10 protein-coding genes and 1 pseudogene are annotated in these 17,866 nt (G+C 69.8%); 6 read left to right on the top strand and 5 right to left on the bottom strand.

Annotated elements, in window-relative coordinates:
- Window positions 1-38 precede the first annotated feature (38 nt).
- Both BHU06_RS12055 and BHU06_RS12050 read left to right on the top strand, forming a co-directional pair.
- Window positions 39-3,908, top strand: coding sequence for a PAS domain S-box protein (locus tag BHU06_RS12055; protein WP_070399426.1), 3,870 nt, complete (start codon window positions 39-41; stop codon window positions 3,906-3,908).
- Window positions 3,905-4,390: a response regulator gene (locus BHU06_RS12050; protein WP_070399425.1), complete on the top strand. Its 486-nt coding sequence runs from the start codon at window positions 3,905-3,907 to the stop codon at window positions 4,388-4,390. The genes BHU06_RS12055 and BHU06_RS12050 overlap by 4 nt, the downstream gene beginning before the upstream one ends.
- Window positions 4,391-4,397: 7 nt before the next feature.
- Here BHU06_RS12050 and BHU06_RS12045 read toward each other — a convergent pair.
- Together BHU06_RS12045 and BHU06_RS12040 are read right to left on the bottom strand one after the other, a co-directional pair.
- Window positions 4,398-6,209, bottom strand: a pseudogene (locus BHU06_RS12045) (carboxyl transferase domain-containing protein); the annotation flags it as partial.
- A gap of 35 nt (window positions 6,210-6,244) precedes the next feature.
- Window positions 6,245-6,550 carry an RNA-binding protein gene (locus tag BHU06_RS12040; RefSeq protein WP_239478184.1) on the bottom strand — a complete coding sequence of 102 codons (306 nt, stop codon included), beginning with the start codon at window positions 6,548-6,550 and terminating at the stop codon, window positions 6,245-6,247.
- Between the two features lie 245 nt (window positions 6,551-6,795).
- On the opposite strand from BHU06_RS12040, the gene BHU06_RS12035 reads away from it, so the two are divergent.
- Complete coding sequence (locus BHU06_RS12035) at window positions 6,796-9,732, top strand: EAL domain-containing protein (RefSeq protein ID WP_070399422.1); 2,937 nt, start codon at window positions 6,796-6,798, stop codon at window positions 9,730-9,732.
- A 15-nt stretch (window positions 9,733-9,747) separates the two neighbouring features.
- Here the strand turns inward: BHU06_RS12035 and BHU06_RS12030 are convergent, their stop codons facing one another.
- Together BHU06_RS12030 and BHU06_RS12025 are read right to left on the bottom strand one after the other, a co-directional pair.
- A complete protein-coding gene (locus BHU06_RS12030; RefSeq protein WP_070399421.1) occupies window positions 9,748-11,103 on the bottom strand; it encodes a glutamine synthetase family protein in 1,356 nt (451 codons plus the stop codon).
- 73 nt (window positions 11,104-11,176) lie between these two features.
- The gene (locus BHU06_RS12025; RefSeq protein WP_070399552.1) at window positions 11,177-14,173 is read right to left on the bottom strand and encodes an L-glutamate gamma-semialdehyde dehydrogenase; all 2,997 of its coding nucleotides are present in this window, start codon (window positions 14,171-14,173) and stop codon (window positions 11,177-11,179) included.
- 98 nt (window positions 14,174-14,271) lie between these two features.
- Here BHU06_RS12025 and BHU06_RS12020 point away from each other — a divergent pair, with 98 nt between their 5' ends.
- The gene (locus BHU06_RS12020) at window positions 14,272-14,742 is read left to right on the top strand and encodes an Lrp/AsnC ligand binding domain-containing protein (RefSeq protein ID WP_070399420.1); all 471 of its coding nucleotides are present in this window, start codon (window positions 14,272-14,274) and stop codon (window positions 14,740-14,742) included.
- Between the two features lie 114 nt (window positions 14,743-14,856).
- On the opposite strand, the gene BHU06_RS12015 is transcribed toward BHU06_RS12020, so the two are convergent.
- Window positions 14,857-15,579, bottom strand: a complete 723-nt coding sequence (locus BHU06_RS12015) for a YggS family pyridoxal phosphate-dependent enzyme (RefSeq protein ID WP_070399419.1) — start codon at window positions 15,577-15,579, stop codon at window positions 14,857-14,859.
- Window positions 15,580-15,620: 41 nt separating this feature from the next.
- On the opposite strand from BHU06_RS12015, the gene BHU06_RS12010 reads away from it, so the two are divergent.
- Window positions 15,621-16,664, top strand: a complete 1,044-nt coding sequence (locus BHU06_RS12010) for a type IV pilus twitching motility protein PilT (protein ID WP_070399418.1) — start codon at window positions 15,621-15,623, stop codon at window positions 16,662-16,664.
- Window positions 16,665-16,689: 25 nt separating this feature from the next.
- A complete protein-coding gene (locus BHU06_RS12005) occupies window positions 16,690-17,826 on the top strand; it encodes a PilT/PilU family type 4a pilus ATPase (RefSeq protein WP_070399417.1) in 1,137 nt (378 codons plus the stop codon).
- The last annotated feature ends 40 nt before the right edge of the window (window positions 17,827-17,866 follow it).

Raw genomic sequence — 17,866 nt, 5'->3', positions numbered from 1 at the left:
ACGCGGCAGGCCCCCTGGGCTGGGGTACATTGCCTCCAATGAGCGCCCGCCTTTCGCCCACCGATGCGCCCCTGGCCCGCCGCGACGGCGAGGCGGGCGTCAGCGAACGCGAGCGGGCCATGCAGCTGGAGCTGCGCACGCTGCGCGCCGAGAACGAGTACCTGCGCCAGCGCTACGCGCAGCAGCTCAGCGGCCTGAACCCGGCGGCCGACGCGAGCCAGCCGGGGCTGCGCGCCGACCTGCCGCTGTCGCTGGTCTCGGCCCTGGACGCCGACCGCGACGGCCGTCCCGCCCAGGCCAAACTGGAGTTCGAGGCCCTGTTCGCCGCGCTCGCGAGCGTGTTCCCCATCGGCGTGTTTCGCACCGACGAGGGCGGGCTGCTGACCCACATCGACAGCCAGCTGCAGCAGATCTTCGGCCTGCAGCGCGAGGACTTTCCCAACTTCGGCTGGCTCGCCCGCGTGCACCCCGAAGACCTGGAGCGCGTGCAGGCCGCCTGGGTGCGCGGCATCTCGCGCGGCGAGAGCCTCAACGTCGAGTTCCGCATCGTCAAGCCGGGCAACGAGACCGTGTACGTGCTGACGCGCAACGCCCCGCTGCGCGACGCCAGCGGCCGCGTCGTCAGCCAGCTCGGCTTCGTGCAGGACATCACCCCGATGCGCGTGCTCGAGGCCGAGGCCCGCATCAAGGACGAACTCAACCGCCAGATCATCGCCAGCAGCCCCGACTGCACCAAGGTGCTCGACCTGGAAGGCCGCGTGGTGCAAATGACCGAGCAGGGCTGCCGCCTGGTCGAGGTGGACGATTTCGAAGAAGTTCGCCTGAGCGACTGGACCACCTGGTGGCCCGACGAGGGCGGCACGCTCGCGCGCGACGCCGTCGCCGCCGCGCGGCAAGGCAAGGGCTCGCGCTTCGTCGCCTTCGGCAACACCTTCAAGGGCACGCCCAAGTGGTGGGACACCGCGCTCACGCCGATCTGCGACGCCCAAGGCCAGCCCGCCATGCTGCTGGCCGTCTCGCGCGACATCACCGAACTGCACCAGCAGCAGGACGAGATCCGCCGCTTCAATGCCGAGCTCGAAAAGCGCGTCAAGGAACGCACCGAGGAACTGGCCGAAGCCAAGGAGCGCGTGAGCATGTCGCTGGCCGAGGCGCAGGCGCTCTACAACCAGGCCCCCTGCGGCTACCACTCGTTCGACGCCAACGGGACCCTGGTGCTCATCAACCGCACCGAACTCGACTGGCTCGGCTACGAGCGCCACGAGGTGATCGGCAAGCTGAACGTGCGCGACATGGTGCCGCCCGGCGACGGCAACCAGGAACAGGTGCTGGAGCGCCTGAACCGCCTGGTCGCCGGCGAGAAGCTCGACCCGATCGAGACCGTGGTGCGCCGCCGCGACGGCAGCACCTTCTCGGCGCTCGTCAGCAGCACGGCCGTGCGCGACAGCAAGGGGCGCTTCCTGCGCTCCAACAACACACTGATCGACATCACCGCCCTGAAGGCGGCGCAGCAGGCGCTGGCCGCGCAGAGCCGGTTCATGCAGACCATCAGCGACAACGCGCCGGTGCAGATCGCCTTCTTCGACCGCGACCTCATCTGCCGCTTCGCCAATGCCAGTTACACCCGCTGGCGGGAAGACCGCTCGCACGACTCGGTGGTCGGCCTGCACCTGAGCGAGATCGCCGACCGCAAGGTCTACGAGTCCGTGCGCGAGCGCCTGAGCGCCGCGCTCGCGGGCGAGCCGCAGCGTTTCGAAGGCGAGCGCCGCTTCCCCGGCGGCGAGCCGTACTACGCCAGCATCGAGTACATCCCTTTCCAGATGGATGGCCAGGTGCAGGGCCTGATCATCCAGATGATCGACATCACCGAGCGCAAGGCCTCGGAAGACCGTGTCTCGCAGGCCAACCAGCGGCTCGCGCGCGCGCTCGAACAAGCCAACGCCCTGTACAACCGCGCGCCCTGCGGCTACCACTCGCTCGACATCGACGGCATATTCGTCTCGATCAACGACACCGAGCTGGAGTGGCTGGGCTACACGCGCGACGAGGTGGTGGGCAAGCTCAACTTCCGCGACGTGATCCCGCCGCACCAGGTGCCGCTGCTCGATTCGCACATGCACCGCATGCTGCAGGACGACGCGCTCGACGGTGTGGAATACGAGATGCTGCGCCGCGACGGCACGCGCTTCTACGCGCTGGTCTCGTCCACCACGGTGCGCGATGCGCAGGGCCGTTTCCTGCGCAGCAACACCACGGTGGTCGACATCACCCGCCGCCGGGCGGCCGAGGACGCGCTGCGCCGCCAGCAGCATTTCCTGCAGTCCATCACCGACCGCGTGCCAGGCCTCATCGCCTACCTCGATGCGGACCTGCACTTCCGCTTCGCCAACGCCGAGCACCTGCGGGTCTACGGCATGGACCCGCAGCGCATCGTCGGCCAGCACCTGAGCCGCTGCGTCGCCCCCGACATCTGGGCCGACATCGAGCCGCGCATGCGCGGCGCCCTGGCCGGCACCTCGCAGCATTTCGAGGCCTGGCGCCGCATGCCCGACGGCACGCCGATCTTCATGAGCGCGAACTACCTGCCCGACCCAGGGCCGGACGGCAAGGTCCGCGGTGTGTTCGTGCAGATCATCGATATCACCGATCGCAAGCGCGTCGAGGAGCGCGTCAGCCACCTGAACGAGGAGCTCGAGCAGCGCATCCAGGAACGCTCGGCCGAGCTGCTGGAAAGCGAGCAGCGCTTCCGCCTGATGGTGGACAACCTGCGCGACTACTGCATCTTCTTCCTCGACGCCAACGGCTTCATCACCGACTGGACCGACAGCGCCCAGCGCATGGACGGCTACTCGCCCGTGCAGATGCTGGGCCGCCACTACGGCGTGCTGTTCGACCCGGTGGACGAAGCCGCCGGCCGCGCCGACGCCGAGCGCATGCTGCGCCTGGCCGCCTCGCGCGGCCAGCACGACGTGCAGAGCTGGCAGCTGCGCAAGGACGGCTCGCGCTACTGGTCGCACTCGGTGCTGATCGCCCTGCGCGACCAGCGCGGCGACCTCAAGGGCTTCGCCAAGATCAACCGCGACATGACGGACGCGAAGCAGCTCGATGACCTCATGCGCAACATCAACGACGAGCTGGAAAAGCGCGTCGTCGAACGCACCGAGCAGCTGCTGGCCGCCAACCGGGACCTCGAGTCCTTCTCCTACTCGGTCTCGCACGACCTGCGCTCGCCGCTGCGCCACATCTCCAGCTTCGTGAGCCTGCTGGAAGAGCACCTGGGCCTGCAGCGCGACGAAACCACCACGCGCTACCTCGCCACCATCGGCAACTCGGCGCGCCACATGAGCCAGCTCATCGATGGCCTGCTGGCCTTCTCGCGCCTGGGGCGCGCGGCGGTGAACATCGCGCCGGTCGACTTCAACCACCTCGTCAGCGCCGTGGTCTCGCAGCTTGCGCACGACACCGACGGCCGCGTGGTGGACTGGCAGATCGCTTCCGACCTGCCCATCGTGCACGGCGACGCCCTGCTGCTGCGAGAGGTCTGGGCCAACCTGCTGGGCAACGCCTTCAAGTACACGCGGCCACGCGAGCGCGCCGTCATCGGGGTCAGCTGGCACCTGGACCCGGTGCGCGGCTACACCTTCTCCGTGCGCGACAACGGCGTCGGCTTCGACACCAAGTACGCGCAGAAACTTTTCGGCGTGTTCCAGCGCCTGCACCGCGCGTCGGAATTCGAGGGCACAGGCATCGGCCTTGCCCTGACCCGTCGTATCGTGGAGCGCCATGGCGGCAGCATCTGGGCGGAAAGCCGCCTGGGTGAAGGCAGCGTCTTCCATTTCGCCCTTCCCATCGACGGCCCCCGAGCACCCGATCCCACCGATTCCATGCCGGCCCCCCTGGAACCATGAACAAGACCGCCGATGCCATCCTTCTCGTCGAGGACAACCCCGACGACGCCGAACTCACCAAGCTCGCGCTCTCGCGCCACGGGTTGGACGGCCGCGTGACGCACGTCTCCGACGGCATGCAGGCACTGGACTACCTGTTCCGGCGCAACCAGTTCGCCAACCGCCCGGGCAGCAACCCCGTGCTGGTGCTGCTGGACCTGAAGATGCCGTTGCTCGACGGCATCGGCGTGCTGCGCGAGATCAAAAGCTCGGACATCCTGCACAACATCCCCGTGGTGGTGCTCACCTCGTCCACCGAGCCCAGCGACCTGCTGCGCGCCTACGACGCCGGCACCAACGCCTACATCGCCAAGCCGACCGAGTTCTCGCAGTTCCTCAGCGCCATGAAACACGTGTGCGAGTTCTGGGTGAACATCAACCAGACCGCGCCGCCGCTGGCCACCGCGGGCGTGCGCAGCACCGGTTTCGGCGAGCTGCTCTAGCGGCGCCTTACCACGGGTCCACGGTGCGCACGGCCGGCCCGTCGCGCAGCTTGGCGCCTTCCAGCCCGCGCAACAGCCAGGCCCGCGTGTCCGCCGGGTCGATGACGGCGTCGATCTCCAGCGTGGTGGCCATGGGAATCGCCGCGCCCTGGGCGATCTGGCGCGCCAGCAGTTCATCGAACAGCGCCTGGCGCTGCGGCCCCTCGGGCACCGCCTCCAGTTCCTTGCGGTAGCCCAGGCGCACCGCCCCTTCCAGCCCCATGGCGCCGAACTCGGCGCCCGGCCAGGCCACGGTGAAGCCCGGCGCATGGAAGCCGCCGGCCGTCATCCCCATGGCGCCCAGGCCAAAGCCCTTGCGCAACACCACGCTGAAGAACGGCACGCGCAAGGCCGCCGCCGCCACGAACAGGCGACTCGCGTGCCGCACCTGGGCGCGCGCCTCGACCTCGGGGCCGACCATGAAGCCCGGCGTGTCGACCAGGCTCAGCAGCGGCAGGCCATGGGCATCGCACCAGCGCATGAACCGCGCGGCCTTGTCGGCCGCGTCGGGATCGATGGCGCCGCCCAGGTGCCGCGGGTTGTTCACCAGCACGCCCACCGCGCGGCCGTCGAAGCGCGCCAACGCTGTATGGATGCCCAGGCCGAAGCCTTCGCGCAGCCAGAGCGCGCTGCCGCCGTCGGCCAGGCCATGCAGGACCGCGCGGCTGTCGTAGCTGCGCGAGCGGCTGGCGGGCAAGGCCTCGCGCAGCCGCTCGGGCGGCGGCGAGGGCACCGGCGCCACACGGCCCTGGAAGAAGGCCAGGGCGCGGCGCGCCGCGGCCACGGCCTGCGCCTCGCCGTCCACCAGCAGGTCGATCACGCCATTCGCGTGCTGCACCTGGGCCGGGCCGATCGCCTCGGGCGGGAAGCGGCCCAGGCCACCGCCCTCGACCATGGCCGGGCCGCCCATGCCGATGTTGCTGCCGCGCGTGGCGATGACCAGGTCGCAGCAGCCCAAGAGGGCCGCGTTGCCCGCGAAGCAGCGGCCGGCCGCGATGCCGATGCTCGGTACCCGCCCCGACAGGCGCGCCATGGCCGCGAAGGTGCCCACGTGCAGGCCCGCCACGATGGGCATGTCGGTGTCGCCCGGCCGGCCCCCACCGCCCTCGGCGAATAGCACCACGGGCAGGCGCTGGTCGAGCGCGATGCCCAGCAGGCGGTCGGTCTTCTGGTGGTTGCGCATGCCCTGGGTGCCGGCCAGCACGGTGGCGTCGTAGGCCAGCACGGCCGTGCGCGAGCGCTCGGCGCCAAACAGCGCGCCATTGACCGCGCCGATGCCAGTGACCAGGCCATCGGCCGGCGTCTGCGCGATCAGCTCGGCCTCGCTGCGGCGCGCGGCCTGGGCGGCCACGGCGAGCGCGCCGTATTCGATGAAGCTGCCCGGGTCGCACAAGTCGGCGACGTTCTCGCGCGCGGTCCGCAGGCCCAGCGCATGGCGCCGCGCCACGGCCTCGGGACGCGCGGCGTCTTCCACGAGGGCGAGCCGCGCGCGCAGCCGATGCAGCGCTTCGCTGTCGGCGGCGGGAGCGGCGGGCGATGGAGGCTCGGCGGCGGGGGACGGTGCCGGCACCACCAGCGGCTCGATGCGCCAGAGCGGATCGCCCGCGTTCACGGTGTCGCCCGGGGCCACCAGGCGGTCGGCCAGGCGGCCGTCGCGCTCCGCCGGGAGCTCATGCTCCATCTTCATGGCCTCGACCACCAGCAGCGGCTGGCCCAGGCGAACCGGATCGCCCGGCTGCACCAGCCATTGGACGACCTGGGCCTGGAGCGGCGAGCGCAAGGTCTAGGGGAGGTGGGAGCGTGCCCCGAAGCCGCTCAGTAGATGTCGGAGTCGCACCACTGCGACGAGGGGCCGAAGTCGTTCTGCTTGCTCGGCACGTTGAGGTTGAGCACGAACACCACCTCACCACCGAAACGACCCACGCCCAGGGTCTTCATGAGCTGCTGTTCCTGCTCGGGGCGTTCCATGCGCAGAAAGCAGATGGCCTGCTTGGTGCCTTCGTGCATGGCCGTGAGGATGTCCAGCCGCGAAATGCGGCCGAATTCGCTGCACAGCTGGTGCAGGGCCGATTTCAGGCTCGACACATCGTTGTGCTGCCGGAGTTCTGCGAGTGCGCTCACCTTGCGGGCTCCCCCATCCGTTCGGATGTCAGTGGTGGACATGGCTTGCATGGAGTGTGTCCTTGAATCGCGGTGCACCAATGACAATGGGTCGGATGCTAGGGCAGAGGCTACAAAAAGTCACAAGTCTGTTACAAAAATCCGTCGCTGCGCGGCGTGGCGTGCGGTAGTTCACGAATGGCGAATGCCGCCCGGCAACGCCGGCTGGTCGCGGGCCGCGCCAGGCTCGCTATCCTAAGGCCATCATGCCCACCGCCCGTCCCTCAAATGTGCCGACCGCCGATGCCACTCGGCTTCCCGAGCCGCGCGAGGCCTTCGACCGCGTGGCCCACCTGGCCGCGCGCGAAGGCCGTGTCTCGGCGGCCTTGTTGCTGGAACGCTTGGAAACAGGTGTTCGCGTGCTGGGCCGCTGGGGGCTGGATGCCCCCATGGAGGCGCTCGCCCTGGACATCGTCCACACGCTGGGCCCGCAGGAGGCCTGGGTGGGCGACACCAACCGCGAATCGCGCTGGGTCCCGCTGGAGCTGGGCCGCGGCCGCCGCGCCGTCCACCACCTGCACTGGCTGCCGCTGGCCCGCGCGCCGGGCGCTTTCCTGCTGCTGCTGGACCACCACCCGCGGGAAGAGCGCCGCAACGAAATCGGCATCGGCCTGGTGAGCGAAACGGCGGCCGACCTGGTGCTGACCCAGCGCCGCCAGCGCGAGCTGCTGGCCACGCAGGTGGCGATGCAGCGCCGCCACCAGGGCCAGATCGAGCTGGTGGAGCGCACCGCGGGCCTGGGCAGCTGGTCGGTGGAGACCTCGGGCGAGCGGGTGGACTGCTCGCCCGGCCTGCTGAGCCTGCTGGGCCTCGGCCCCGAGGCCCAGCCGCGCACCCTGGAGGACCTGCTGGAACACCATGCGCCCGAGTGGCGCCAGGGCCTGCGCCAGCGGCTGGAGCGCTGCGCCGCCAGCGCCGACCCCTTCGACGAAGAGGTGCAGGTGCTGATCGAGACGAGCGGACCCAAGTGGGTGCGAGTCGTGGGCGCCGCCGTGCTCGACGACAACGGGGACCCCATGCGCGTGCAGGTGACCGTGCACGACATCTCGGCCACCAAGCAGGCCCAGCAGGAAACCCTGCGCCTGGCCATGCGCCTGACGACCACGCTGGCCAGCATCACCGAGGCCTTCGTCACGCTGGACCGCCAGTGCTGCTTCACTTACCTCAACCAGGAAAGCGAACGCCTGCTGCAAAAAACCACGGCCGACCTGCTGGGCGTGGAGGTCTGGCACGGTTTCGCGCCCAGCGTCGCGCAGCGCCTGAAGGAACACCTGGGCCGCGCGCTGCAGACCAACCGGCGCGTGGAGCTGGAGGACTGGTTCGCCACCCTGGGCAAATGGCTGGAGGTGCGGGCCTATCCCTTCGCCGAAGGCCTGGCCGTGTACTTCCGCGACGTGACCGAACGCCGCCGCTCGCAGGAACAGCTGATGCTGCTGGAGACCAGCGTCGCGCGGCTCAACGACATCGTGCTGATCGCCGAGACCGGCGCGCAGGAGCTGCGCAACGAGCCCAAGATCGTCTTCGTCAACGACGCCTTCGAGCTGCACACGGGCTACTCGCGCGCCGAGGTGCTGGGCCAGTCGCCCGGTATGCTGCTCGACCTGGACCCGGCGGTGTCCAAGCTGCGCGAGATCTCGCGCGGCCTGCGCGACACGCAGAAGGCGCGCACCGAGCTGATGGTGCGGCGCAAGAACGGCGCGCTGTTCTGGGTCGAGCTGGAGGTGGTGTCGGTGCAGCCCAGCGCGGACGAGGTGACGCACTGGGTGGCGGTGGGGCGCGACATCACGCAGCGCAAGACGGCCGAGGACATGATCCGCCACCTGGCCTTCTACGACCCGCTGACCGACCTGCCCAACCGCCAGTTGCTGCTCGACCGGCTGCAGCAGGCCCTGGCCAGCAGCGCGCGCAGCGGCCAGCACGGCGCGCTGCTGTTCATCGACCTGGACAACTTCAAGATCCTCAACGACACCCTGGGCCACCAGATGGGGGACCAGTTGCTCAAGAAGGTCGCGCAGCGCCTGACCTCCAGCGTGCGCAAGACCGACCTGGTGGCGCGCCTGGGCGGCGACGAGTTCGTGGTGATGGCCGACGACCTCAGTCCCAGTCCGGTGGCGGCGGCGCACAAGGCGCGCGTGCTGGCCAACAAGGTGCTGCAGACCCTGCGCGAGCCCTTCGCGCTCACCGGACACCAGCACTTCGCCACGCCCAGCATCGGCGTCACCATCTTCCACGGCACGCAGGCCGACGTGGGCGATCTGCTCAAGCAGGCCGACCTGGCGATGTATCAGGCCAAGTCCATGGGCCGCAACACGCTGTCCTTCTTCGACCCCGCGATGCAGGCCGAAATGAGCGACAACGCGCGCACCGCGTCCGACCTGCGCGACGGCCTGCGCCGGCGCGAGTTCGTGGTGCATTACCAGCCGCAGGTGGACAAGGCCGGCATGATCATCGGCGTGGAGGCCCTGCTGCGCTGGAACCACCCGGAGCGCGGCCTGCTCTCGCCAGCGGCCTTCATTCCCGTGGCCGAGGACACCGGCCTGATCCTGCCACTGGGCCTGTGGGCGCTGGAGACGGCCTGCGGGCAACTGGCGGCCTGGTCCAAGCGGCCGGAGACGGCCAACCTCAGCATCGCCGTCAACGTGAGCGTGCGCCAGTTCCGCCACCCGGACTTCGTGGACTCGGTGATGGCCTGCATCCGCGCCAGCGGCATCCGGCCGCAGCGGCTGAAGCTGGAGCTCACCGAGAGCCTGCTGGCCGACCGCATGGAGATCACCATCGAAAAGATGGGCATGCTGAAGTCGCTCGGCGTGACACTCTCGCTGGACGACTTCGGCATGGGCTACTCCTCGCTGTCGCTGCTCAAGCGGCTGCCGCTGGACCAGCTGAAGATCGACCGCGCCTTCGTGGCCGACGTGCTGACCGACCCGAACGACGCGGCGATCTCGCGCGCCATCATTGCGCTGGCGCAGTCGCTGAGCCTGCAGGTGGTGGCCGAGGGCGTGGAGACGATCGAGCAGCGCGACTTCCTGGCCTACCAGGGCTGCGACCAGTTCCAGGGCCACCTGTTCGCCAAGCCGCTGCCCGTCGAGGCGCTGGACGCGCTGCTGTCCAACCCCGTGTCGGGCATGGTGGTGGTGGGCTGAGCGCGCCCGCCCGCCTCAGACGTTGAGCAGCAGGAAGCGCCGCTCCCAAGGGCTGACCACGTCGAAGTACTCGCGGTATTCCGTGTCCTTGATCGCCGCGTAGGTCTGGATGAAGTGCTCGCCGAACAGCTCCACCAGCGGCGCGCAGCGCATGAGGTTCTCGACCGCGTCGTCCAGGTGGCGCGGCAGCTGGTGCGGCTGCTCGTAGGCGCTGCCCGACAGGGGATCGGTGGGCTTGATGCCCTGCTTCATGCCCAGGTAGCCGCAGGCCAGGCTGGCCGCCAGCGCCAGGTAGGGGTTCACGTCCACCCCCGCCAGCCGGTTTTCCACCCGCCGCGCCTGCGGCACCGAATGCGGCACGCGCAGCCCGCAGGTGCGGTTGTCGTAGCCCCAGCTCAGGTTGATGGGCGCCGAGGTGTAGCGCGACAGGCGCCGGTACGAGTTCACATAGGGCGCGAAGAAGGCGATGGCCGCCGGCAGGTAGGTCTGCAGGCCGCCGATGAAATGGAAGAAGCGGTCGGAGGCTTCGCCGTCGGCGCGGCTGAAGATGTTCTGGTCGTCGGCCAGCCCCACCACGCTCTGGTGGATGTGCATGGCGCTGCCCGGCTGGCCCTGCATGGGCTTGGCCATGAAGGTGGCGTACATCTGGTGGCGGATCGCCACCTCGCGAATGGTGCGCTTGAACAGGAAAACCTGGTCGGCCAGCGGCAACGGGTCGCCGTGGTCCAGGTTGATCTCCATCTGCGCCGTGCCCATCTCGTGGATGAGGGTGTCGAGCTGGATGCCTTCGGCCTCGCACCAGTCGTACATGACGTCGAAGATGTCGTCGTACTCGTTGATGGCGTCCATCGAGAAGCTCTGCATGCCCGCTTCGCTGCGGCGTGTGCGCCCCACCGGGGCCTTGAGTGGAATGTCCTCGTCGGGCTCGACCTGCACCAGGTAGAACTCCATCTCGGGCGCCACGATGGGCTTCCAGCCCTCGTCCTCATACAGCTTGAGCACGCGGCGCAACACGTTGCGCGGCGACAGGTCCACCGCCTTGCCATCGAAAGAGAAGCAGTCGTGGATGATCTGCGCCGTCGGCTCCTTGGCCCAGGGCACCGGGCGCAGCGTGGCCGGGTCGGGGCGCAGCTGCATGTCGGGGTCGGCGACCGAGGTGTAGTCCTTCTCGGGGTAGTCGCCGGTCACGGTCATGGTGAGCACGGCCTCGGGCAGGCGCAGGCCCACGGCCGGGTCGTACTTGTGGCGCGGCACGATCTTGCCGCGCGCCTGACCCGCCATGTCGGGGATCAGGCACTCGACTTCGGTGATGCGGTGCTCGTCGAGCCACTGCTGGATGCGTTGCGGGTCGCTGCTGGGGGTGTCGGCCATGGGGCGTCGCGGGTGAAGAAGAGGAATGGCCGCGACTGTACGCCGGGCCCCGCCCCGCGAGACAGGCCGCTTCTCACGCGCTGAACAGCGCCACGTTGCCGCCGGCGGCCGTGGTGTTGACGCTCAGGGTCTGCTCGGCGCAGAAGCGCGGCAGGTAATGCGGCCCGCCGGCCTTGGGACCGGTGCCCGACAGGCCTTCGCCGCCGAAGGGCTGCACCCCCACCACCGCGCCGATGGTGTTGCGGTTGACGTAGACATTGCCCACGCGCGCCTGGGCGGCCAGCGCCAGCGCACGGCTGTCGATGCGCGTCTGCAGGCCCAGCGTGAGGCCGTAGCCCAGGGCGTTGACCTGGGCGATCACGGCTTTCGGGTCGCCGCGCCAGCGCAGCACCTGCAGCACCGGGCCGAAGATTTCCTGCGAGGCCTCGGCGACCTCGCGGATCTCGAACAGCTGCGGCGCCACGGTGTGCGTGGCCCCGTCCTCCCCCTCGGGCAGCAGCGCCACGGCCGTGGCGCGCAGGCGCGCCAGGTGCCGCGCCACGCCGGCGAAGGCGTCGTCGTCGATCAGCGGGCCGACGTCGGTGGCCAGATCGGAAGGGTCGCCCACCACCAACGCGTGGGCCGCGTCCCGCACCATCTCGATCACGCCGTCGGCAATGGATTCGTGCACGCACAGCAGACGCAGCGCCGAGCAGCGCTGCCCCGCGCTGCGAAAGGCGCTCTGCACCACGGCGTCGGCCACCTGCTCGGGCAGGGCGCTGCTGTCCACCAGCATGGCGTTCACGCCCCCGGTCTCGGCGATCAGGGGCACGATGGGACCGTCCTGGGCCGCGAGCGCGCGCTGGATGGCCTTGGCCACCGGCGTGGAGCCGGTGAAGGCCACGCCGGCCACGGCGGGCTCGGCCACCAGGGCGGCGCCCACGGTGTCGCCCGGCCCGTGCAGCAGCTGCAGCGCCGCGGCCGGCACGCCCGCCGCGTGCAGCAGGCGCACGGCCTCATAGGCGATCGCGGGCGTCTGCTCGGCCGGCTTGGCCAGCACGGTGTTGCCCGTGACCAGCGCGGCCGCCACCTGTCCGGTGAAGATGGCCAGCGGGAAGTTCCAGGGGCTGATGCAGACCCAGGCGCCACGCCCCTGCAGGCGCAGGGTGTTGCGCTCGCCGGTCGGGCCGGGCAGCTCCAGCGGCGCCAGCAGGCGCTCGGCCTCGGCCGCGTAGTAGCGCAGGAAGTCGATCGCCTCGCGCACCTCGGCGATGGCGTCGGGCCAGGTCTTGCGCGCCTCGGCCACCAGCAGGGCGCACAGCGGCGGCAGCCGCGCCTGCATCGCGTCGGCGGCGCGGCGCAGCACGGCGGCGCGCTCGGCCACCGGGCGCTGGTTCCAGGCCTCGAAGGCCTCGACGGCGCGCCGCACGGCCGGCGCGATCTCGTCGGGCCGTGCCTCGGGCACCAGGGGCACGGCCGCCTGGCGCCAGGCGGCGGCCAGCGCCTCGCGGTGCGCGCCCACCGCCGGGTCCAGGCCTTCGCTGTTGGGGCGGGCCACGCCGTACAGGCGCGGGGGCGGGGCGAAGGCCGGCCCGCCCTCCTCGCCGGCGCAGCGCGCGAAGGGCGACTCGAGCAGCGTGTCCAGCCCCACCGATTCGTCGGCGAGCTGGTGCACGAAGGACGAGTTGGCGCCGTTCTCCAGCAAGCGGCGCACCAGGTAGGCCAGCAGGTCGCGGTGCGCGCCCACAGGGGCGTAGACGCGACAGCCCACCGACCCCTCGCGCAGCACCTCTCGGTACACGCCCTCGCCCATGCCGTGCAGGCGCTGCAGCTCGAAACGAGCCGTGCCGCGCCGGCGCGCCATCTGCAGGACGGCGGCGATGGTGCCGGCGTTGTGCGTGGCGAACTGCGGAAAGACCGCGTCGGCGGCGTCGAACAGGGCGCTCGCGCAGGCCAGGTAGCTCAGGTCGCTGCGGTGCTTGCGCGTGAACACCGGGTAGCCGGCCAGCCCCAGTTCCTGCGCGCGCTTGATCTCGCTGTCCCAGTAAGCGCCCTTCACCAGCCGGCACATCAGCCGCACGCCGTGGCGCCGCGCGATCGCGGCCACCTCGCCAATGAGTTCGACCGCGCGCGTCTGGTAGGCCTGCAGCGCCAGGCCCAGGCCCTCCCAGCGCGGGCATTCGCGCCCCACGCGAGCGACCAGGGCCTCGAAGACATCGAGCGACAGCTCCAGCCGCTCCACCTCTTCCGCGTCGATGGTGAGGTTGAGCGAGGCCTGCGCCGCGCGTTCGCACAGGGTCCACACGCGCGGCACCAGCTCGCGCATCACGCGCTTGTGCTGGGCCGGTTCGTAGCGCGGGTGCAGGGCGCTGAGCTTGATCGACAGGCCGTCGTTGAGCGAGGGGTGGCGCGCGGGGTCGGCGCGGCGCGCGATGGCCTCCAGCGCCTGGCGGTAGCTGTCCAGGTAATCCGCGGCGTCGGCCTCGGTGCGCGCGCCCTCGCCCAGCATGTCGAAGCTGTGGCGCAGCCTGGGCTGGGCACGCTGCCCGGCCTCGGCGCGGCGCAGCGCGTCCTCGATGCCCTCGCCCAGCACGAACTGGCGCCCCAGCAACTGCACCGCGCGCAGCGTGGCCGCCACCACCGAGCGCGCGCCCACGCGCGCCACCAGGCCGGGGGCCTCACCCTCGGCGGGCAAGCACCGCTTGCTCAGCGCGATGGCGGCCGAGGACAGCCGCGCCATCGCCGCGTCGGACGCCCCGTCGAAATCCGCCCGGCCCAGCTGGTCGGCGGTGAGCGCGATGGCGGTCTCGGTATCGGGCACGCGCAGCAGGGCTTCGGCCAGGCGCATCAGGGCCAGGCCTTCGTCGCTGCTGATGGGGTATTCGGTGAGCAGGCGCTCCAGGGCCCAGAAGGGAGGGGGGTTCTCGCGCACCGCGCGCACCCAGGGCGCGGCCTGGGCCTTCACCGCGGCCCAGTCGAGCGCGCCGTCCAGCGCGGCCAGGCGGTCGGCGAGCACGCCGGCTTCGGCGCGGTAGGGGTCGGGCAGGCGGTCGGTGTGCGGGAGCGGGGCCTGGGGGATGGGGTCGAGCATGGCGATGGTGGTCCGCGAGATAGTGAATTCCCGCATCCTGATCGCCTTTTGGATGAATTTTTGTCTATTATTTGGCCATTCAAAGAGAATAACTCGGCATGCACCCCCCTCCCGAGCTCGACCGCATCGACCTCAAGATCCTGCGCCTGCTGCAGGCCGATGGCCGCCTGCCCAACCTCAAGCTCGCCGAGGCCGTGGGCCTGTCGGCCACGGCCGTGCTGGCGCGCACCCAGCGCCTGCAGCGCGAAGGCGTCATCCAGGGCTATGAGGCGCGGCTGGACCCGCACAAGCTCGGGCGCGGCCTGCTGGTCTTCGTGGAGGTGCTGCTGGACCGCACCACGCCCAATGTCTTCGACCAGTTCCGCGCCGCCGTGCAGGTGCACGACGAGATTCTGGAATGCCACATGGTGGCCGGCGGCTTCGACTACCTGCTCAAGACGCGCATGGCCGACATGGCGGCCTACCGCGCCTTCGCCGGCCAGGTGCTGTGGCAGATGCCCGGCGTGCGCGAGACGCGCACCTACGCCGTGATGGAGGAAGTGAAAACCAGCACGCGCCTGCCACTGTGACACCGCGGGGGATGCGACGGTGAGTACCGCGTTGGCAGCGGCTCGACGGGCAGGGCATGACCTCGTCCGCCGCCAGCGGCCAGGGCCACGGGATCGCCGGCGCCCACAGCGCGATCAGGCCGCGGGCGACGCCACCGGCTTCGGCGCCCGGGCGCCGAACACCGCGCGGCCCACGCGCACCATCGTGGCGCCCGCCGCCACCGCGGCCTCCAGGTCCTCGCTCATGCCCATCGACAGGGTGTCCAGCGCGTGGCCCCGCGCGCGCAGGTCGTCGTAGGCCGCGCGCGCCAGCGCGAACAGCGCGCGCTGCGACTCGAAGTCGGGCGCGGGTTCGGGAATGCACATCAGGCCACGCAGGCGCAGGCGTGGCAGCGCGGCCACCGCCTCGGCCAGCGCGGGCAGCTCGGCCGGCGGCACGCCGGCCTTGTTCGGCCCCCCGTCCACGTTGACCTGCAGGCACACGTTGAGCGGCGGCAACTCGGGCGGGCGCTGCTCGCTCAGGCGCTGCGCGATCTTCAGGCGATCGACCGATTGCACCCAATCGAATTGCGCGGCAACGAGCCGCGTCTTGTTGCTCTGCACCGGCCCAATGCAATGCCATTCGATGGCCGCGCGCGGCAGCGACTCGGCCACCAGCGCGATCTTCTCGACGCCTTCCTGCACATAGTTTTCGCCGAAAGCCGTCTGGCCGGCGGCATGGGCCTGACGGACGGCATCGGGTCCGAAGGTCTTTGAAACCGCGAGCAGCGTAACCTCTGCGCTGCCTCGCGAAGCCCCATCGCAAGCGCGCCACAGGCGCTCCTTCACTTGCTGGAGATTGCCTGCGATCGTCGTCATAATCGTTTGCAACTGCCCCTCATCACACGGAAAAACCCGGGATGGACATCACCCAACTGCTGGCATTCAGCGTCAAGAACAAAGCTTCCGATCTTCATTTGTCCGCCGGGTTGCCGCCCATGATACGGGTGCATGGCGATGTGCGACGCATCAATGTCGACGCGCTGGACCACAAAGCCGTTCATTCGATGGTGTACGACATCATGAACGACAGCCAGCGCAAGCAGTACGAGGAGTTCATGGAATGCGACTTCTCGTTCGAGATCGAAGGCCTGGCGCGCTTTCGCGTCAACGCCTTCAACCAGAACCGCGGCGCCGGCGCCGTGTTCCGCACCATCCCGAGCAAGATCCTCACGCTGGAGCAGCTCAACGCGCCCAAGATCTTCGCCGACCTGGCGCTGCGCCCGCGCGGCCTGGTGCTGGTGACCGGGCCCACGGGCTCGGGCAAGTCGACCACCCTGGCCGGCATGATCAACCACCTCAATGAGACCGAGTACGGCCACATCCTCACGGTGGAAGACCCGGTGGAGTTCGTGCACGAATCCAAGAAGTGCCTGGTCAACCAGCGCGAGGTGGGCCCGCACACCCTGAGCTTCTCCAACGCCCTGCGCTCGGCCCTGCGCGAAGACCCGGACGCCATCCTCGTGGGCGAGATGCGCGACCTGGAGACCATCCGCCTGGCCATGACCGCGGCCGAAACCGGCCACCTGGTGTTCGGCACCCTGCACACCTCCAGCGCCGCCAAGACCATCGACCGCATCATCGACGTCTTCCCCGCCGAAGAAAAAGAGATGGTGCGCTCCATGCTGTCCGAGTCGCTGGTGGCCGTCATTTCGCAGACGCTGTGCAAGCTCAAGGACGGCAGCGGCCGCGTCGCCGCGCACGAAATCATGCTGGGCACCAGCGCCATCCGCAACCTCATCCGCGAGGCCAAGGTGGCACAGATGTATTCGGCCATCCAGACCGGCAACAGCGCGGGCATGCAGACGCTGGACCAGAACCTCACCGACCTGGTGCGCCGCAACATCATCAGCCCGGCCGAGGCGCGCAGCAAGGCCAAGATTCCCGAGAACTTCCCGGGCTGATCCCACACGGGGCAAGGGGCACCAGATGGAACGCGACCAGGCATCCAAATTCATCAACGACCTGCTGCGGCTCATGCTCAGCCGCGGCGGCAGCGACCTGTTCATCACGGCCGACTTCCCGCCCGCGATCAAGGTCGACGGCGCGGTCACCAAGGTCTCGCCTCAGCCGCTGACGGCGGGCCACACGCTGGCGCTGGCGCGCGCCATCATGAACGACAAGCAGGCCGCCGAGTTCGAGCGCACCAAGGAGTGCAACTTCGCGATCTCGCCGCCCGCCATCGGGCGCTTTCGCTGCAATGCCTTCATCCAGCAGGGCAAGGTCGGCCTGGTGCTGCGGACCATTCCCGCCGTGCTGCCCACGATCGACAAGCTGGGCCTGCCGCAGGTGCTCAAAGACGTGGTCATGTCCAAGCGCGGCCTGTGCATCCTGGTGGGGGCCACCGGCTCGGGCAAGTCCACCTCGCTCGCGGCCATGGTCGACTGGCGCAACGAGCACTCCTACGGCCACATCGTCACGGTGGAAGACCCGATCGAGTTCGTGCACCCGCACAAGAACTGCGTCGTGACGCAGCGCGAGGTCGGCCTGGACACCGAGAGCTGGGCGGCGGCGCTCAAGAACACCCTGCGCCAGGCGCCCGACGTGATCCTCATGGGCGAGATCCGCGACCGCGAGACCATGGAGCACGCGATCCAGTTCGCCGAGACCGGCCACCTGTGCCTGGCCACGCTGCACGCCAACAGCGCCAACCAGGCGCTGGACCGCATCATCAACTTCTTCCCCGAAGAGCGCCGCGCCCAGCTGCTGATGGACCTGTCGCTCAACCTGCGCTCGCTGATCTCGCAGCGGCTGGTGCCGCGGCAGGACAACAAGGGCCGCTACGCCGCGGTCGAGATCCTGCTCAACTCGCCCCTCATCTCCGACCTGATCTTCAAGGGCGAAGTGGCCGAGATCAAGGAAGTGATGAAGAAGAGCACCCAGATGGGCATGCAGACCTTCGACCAGGCCCTGTTCGACGCCTTCGAGTCCAACCTCATCACCTACGAGGACGCGCTGCGCAACGCCGACTCGCTCAACGACCTGCGCCTGCAGATCAAGCTCAACAGCCAGCGCGCCAAGACCCTGGACCTGGCGGCCGGCACCGAGCACCTGACCATCGTCTGACCTGGGGTCTGGGTACCATTCCGGGTTGCACCACAGCCAA

Origin of the sequence: Hydrogenophaga sp. PML113 (assembly GCF_001777155.1) — a bacterium.
Classification (GTDB): Bacteria; Pseudomonadota; Gammaproteobacteria; order Burkholderiales; family Burkholderiaceae_C; genus Hydrogenophaga; species Hydrogenophaga borbori.
This window is presented reverse-complemented; position numbering and strand designations above follow the sequence as displayed.

Bases quoted from the DNA above. Each gene is read 5' to 3' on its own strand.
- BHU06_RS12055 (WP_070399426.1), top strand. From the start codon at position 39: ATGAGCGCCCGCCTTTCGCCCACCGATGCGCCCCTGGCCCGCCGCGAC.
- BHU06_RS12050 (WP_070399425.1), top strand. From the start codon at position 3,905: ATGAACAAGACCGCCGATGCCATCCTTCTCGTCGAGGACAACCCCGAC.
- BHU06_RS12035 (WP_070399422.1), top strand. From the start codon at position 6,796: ATGCCCACCGCCCGTCCCTCAAATGTGCCGACCGCCGATGCCACTCGG.
- BHU06_RS12030 (WP_070399421.1), bottom strand. From the start codon at position 11,103: ATGGCCGACACCCCCAGCAGCGACCCGCAACGCATCCAGCAGTGGCTC.
- BHU06_RS12025 (WP_070399552.1), bottom strand. From the start codon at position 14,173: ATGCTCGACCCCATCCCCCAGGCCCCGCTCCCGCACACCGACCGCCTG.
- BHU06_RS12020 (WP_070399420.1), top strand. From the start codon at position 14,272: ATGCACCCCCCTCCCGAGCTCGACCGCATCGACCTCAAGATCCTGCGC.
- BHU06_RS12015 (WP_070399419.1), bottom strand. From the start codon at position 15,579: ATGACGACGATCGCAGGCAATCTCCAGCAAGTGAAGGAGCGCCTGTGG.
- BHU06_RS12010 (WP_070399418.1), top strand. From the start codon at position 15,621: ATGGACATCACCCAACTGCTGGCATTCAGCGTCAAGAACAAAGCTTCC.
- BHU06_RS12005 (WP_070399417.1), top strand. From the start codon at position 16,690: ATGGAACGCGACCAGGCATCCAAATTCATCAACGACCTGCTGCGGCTC.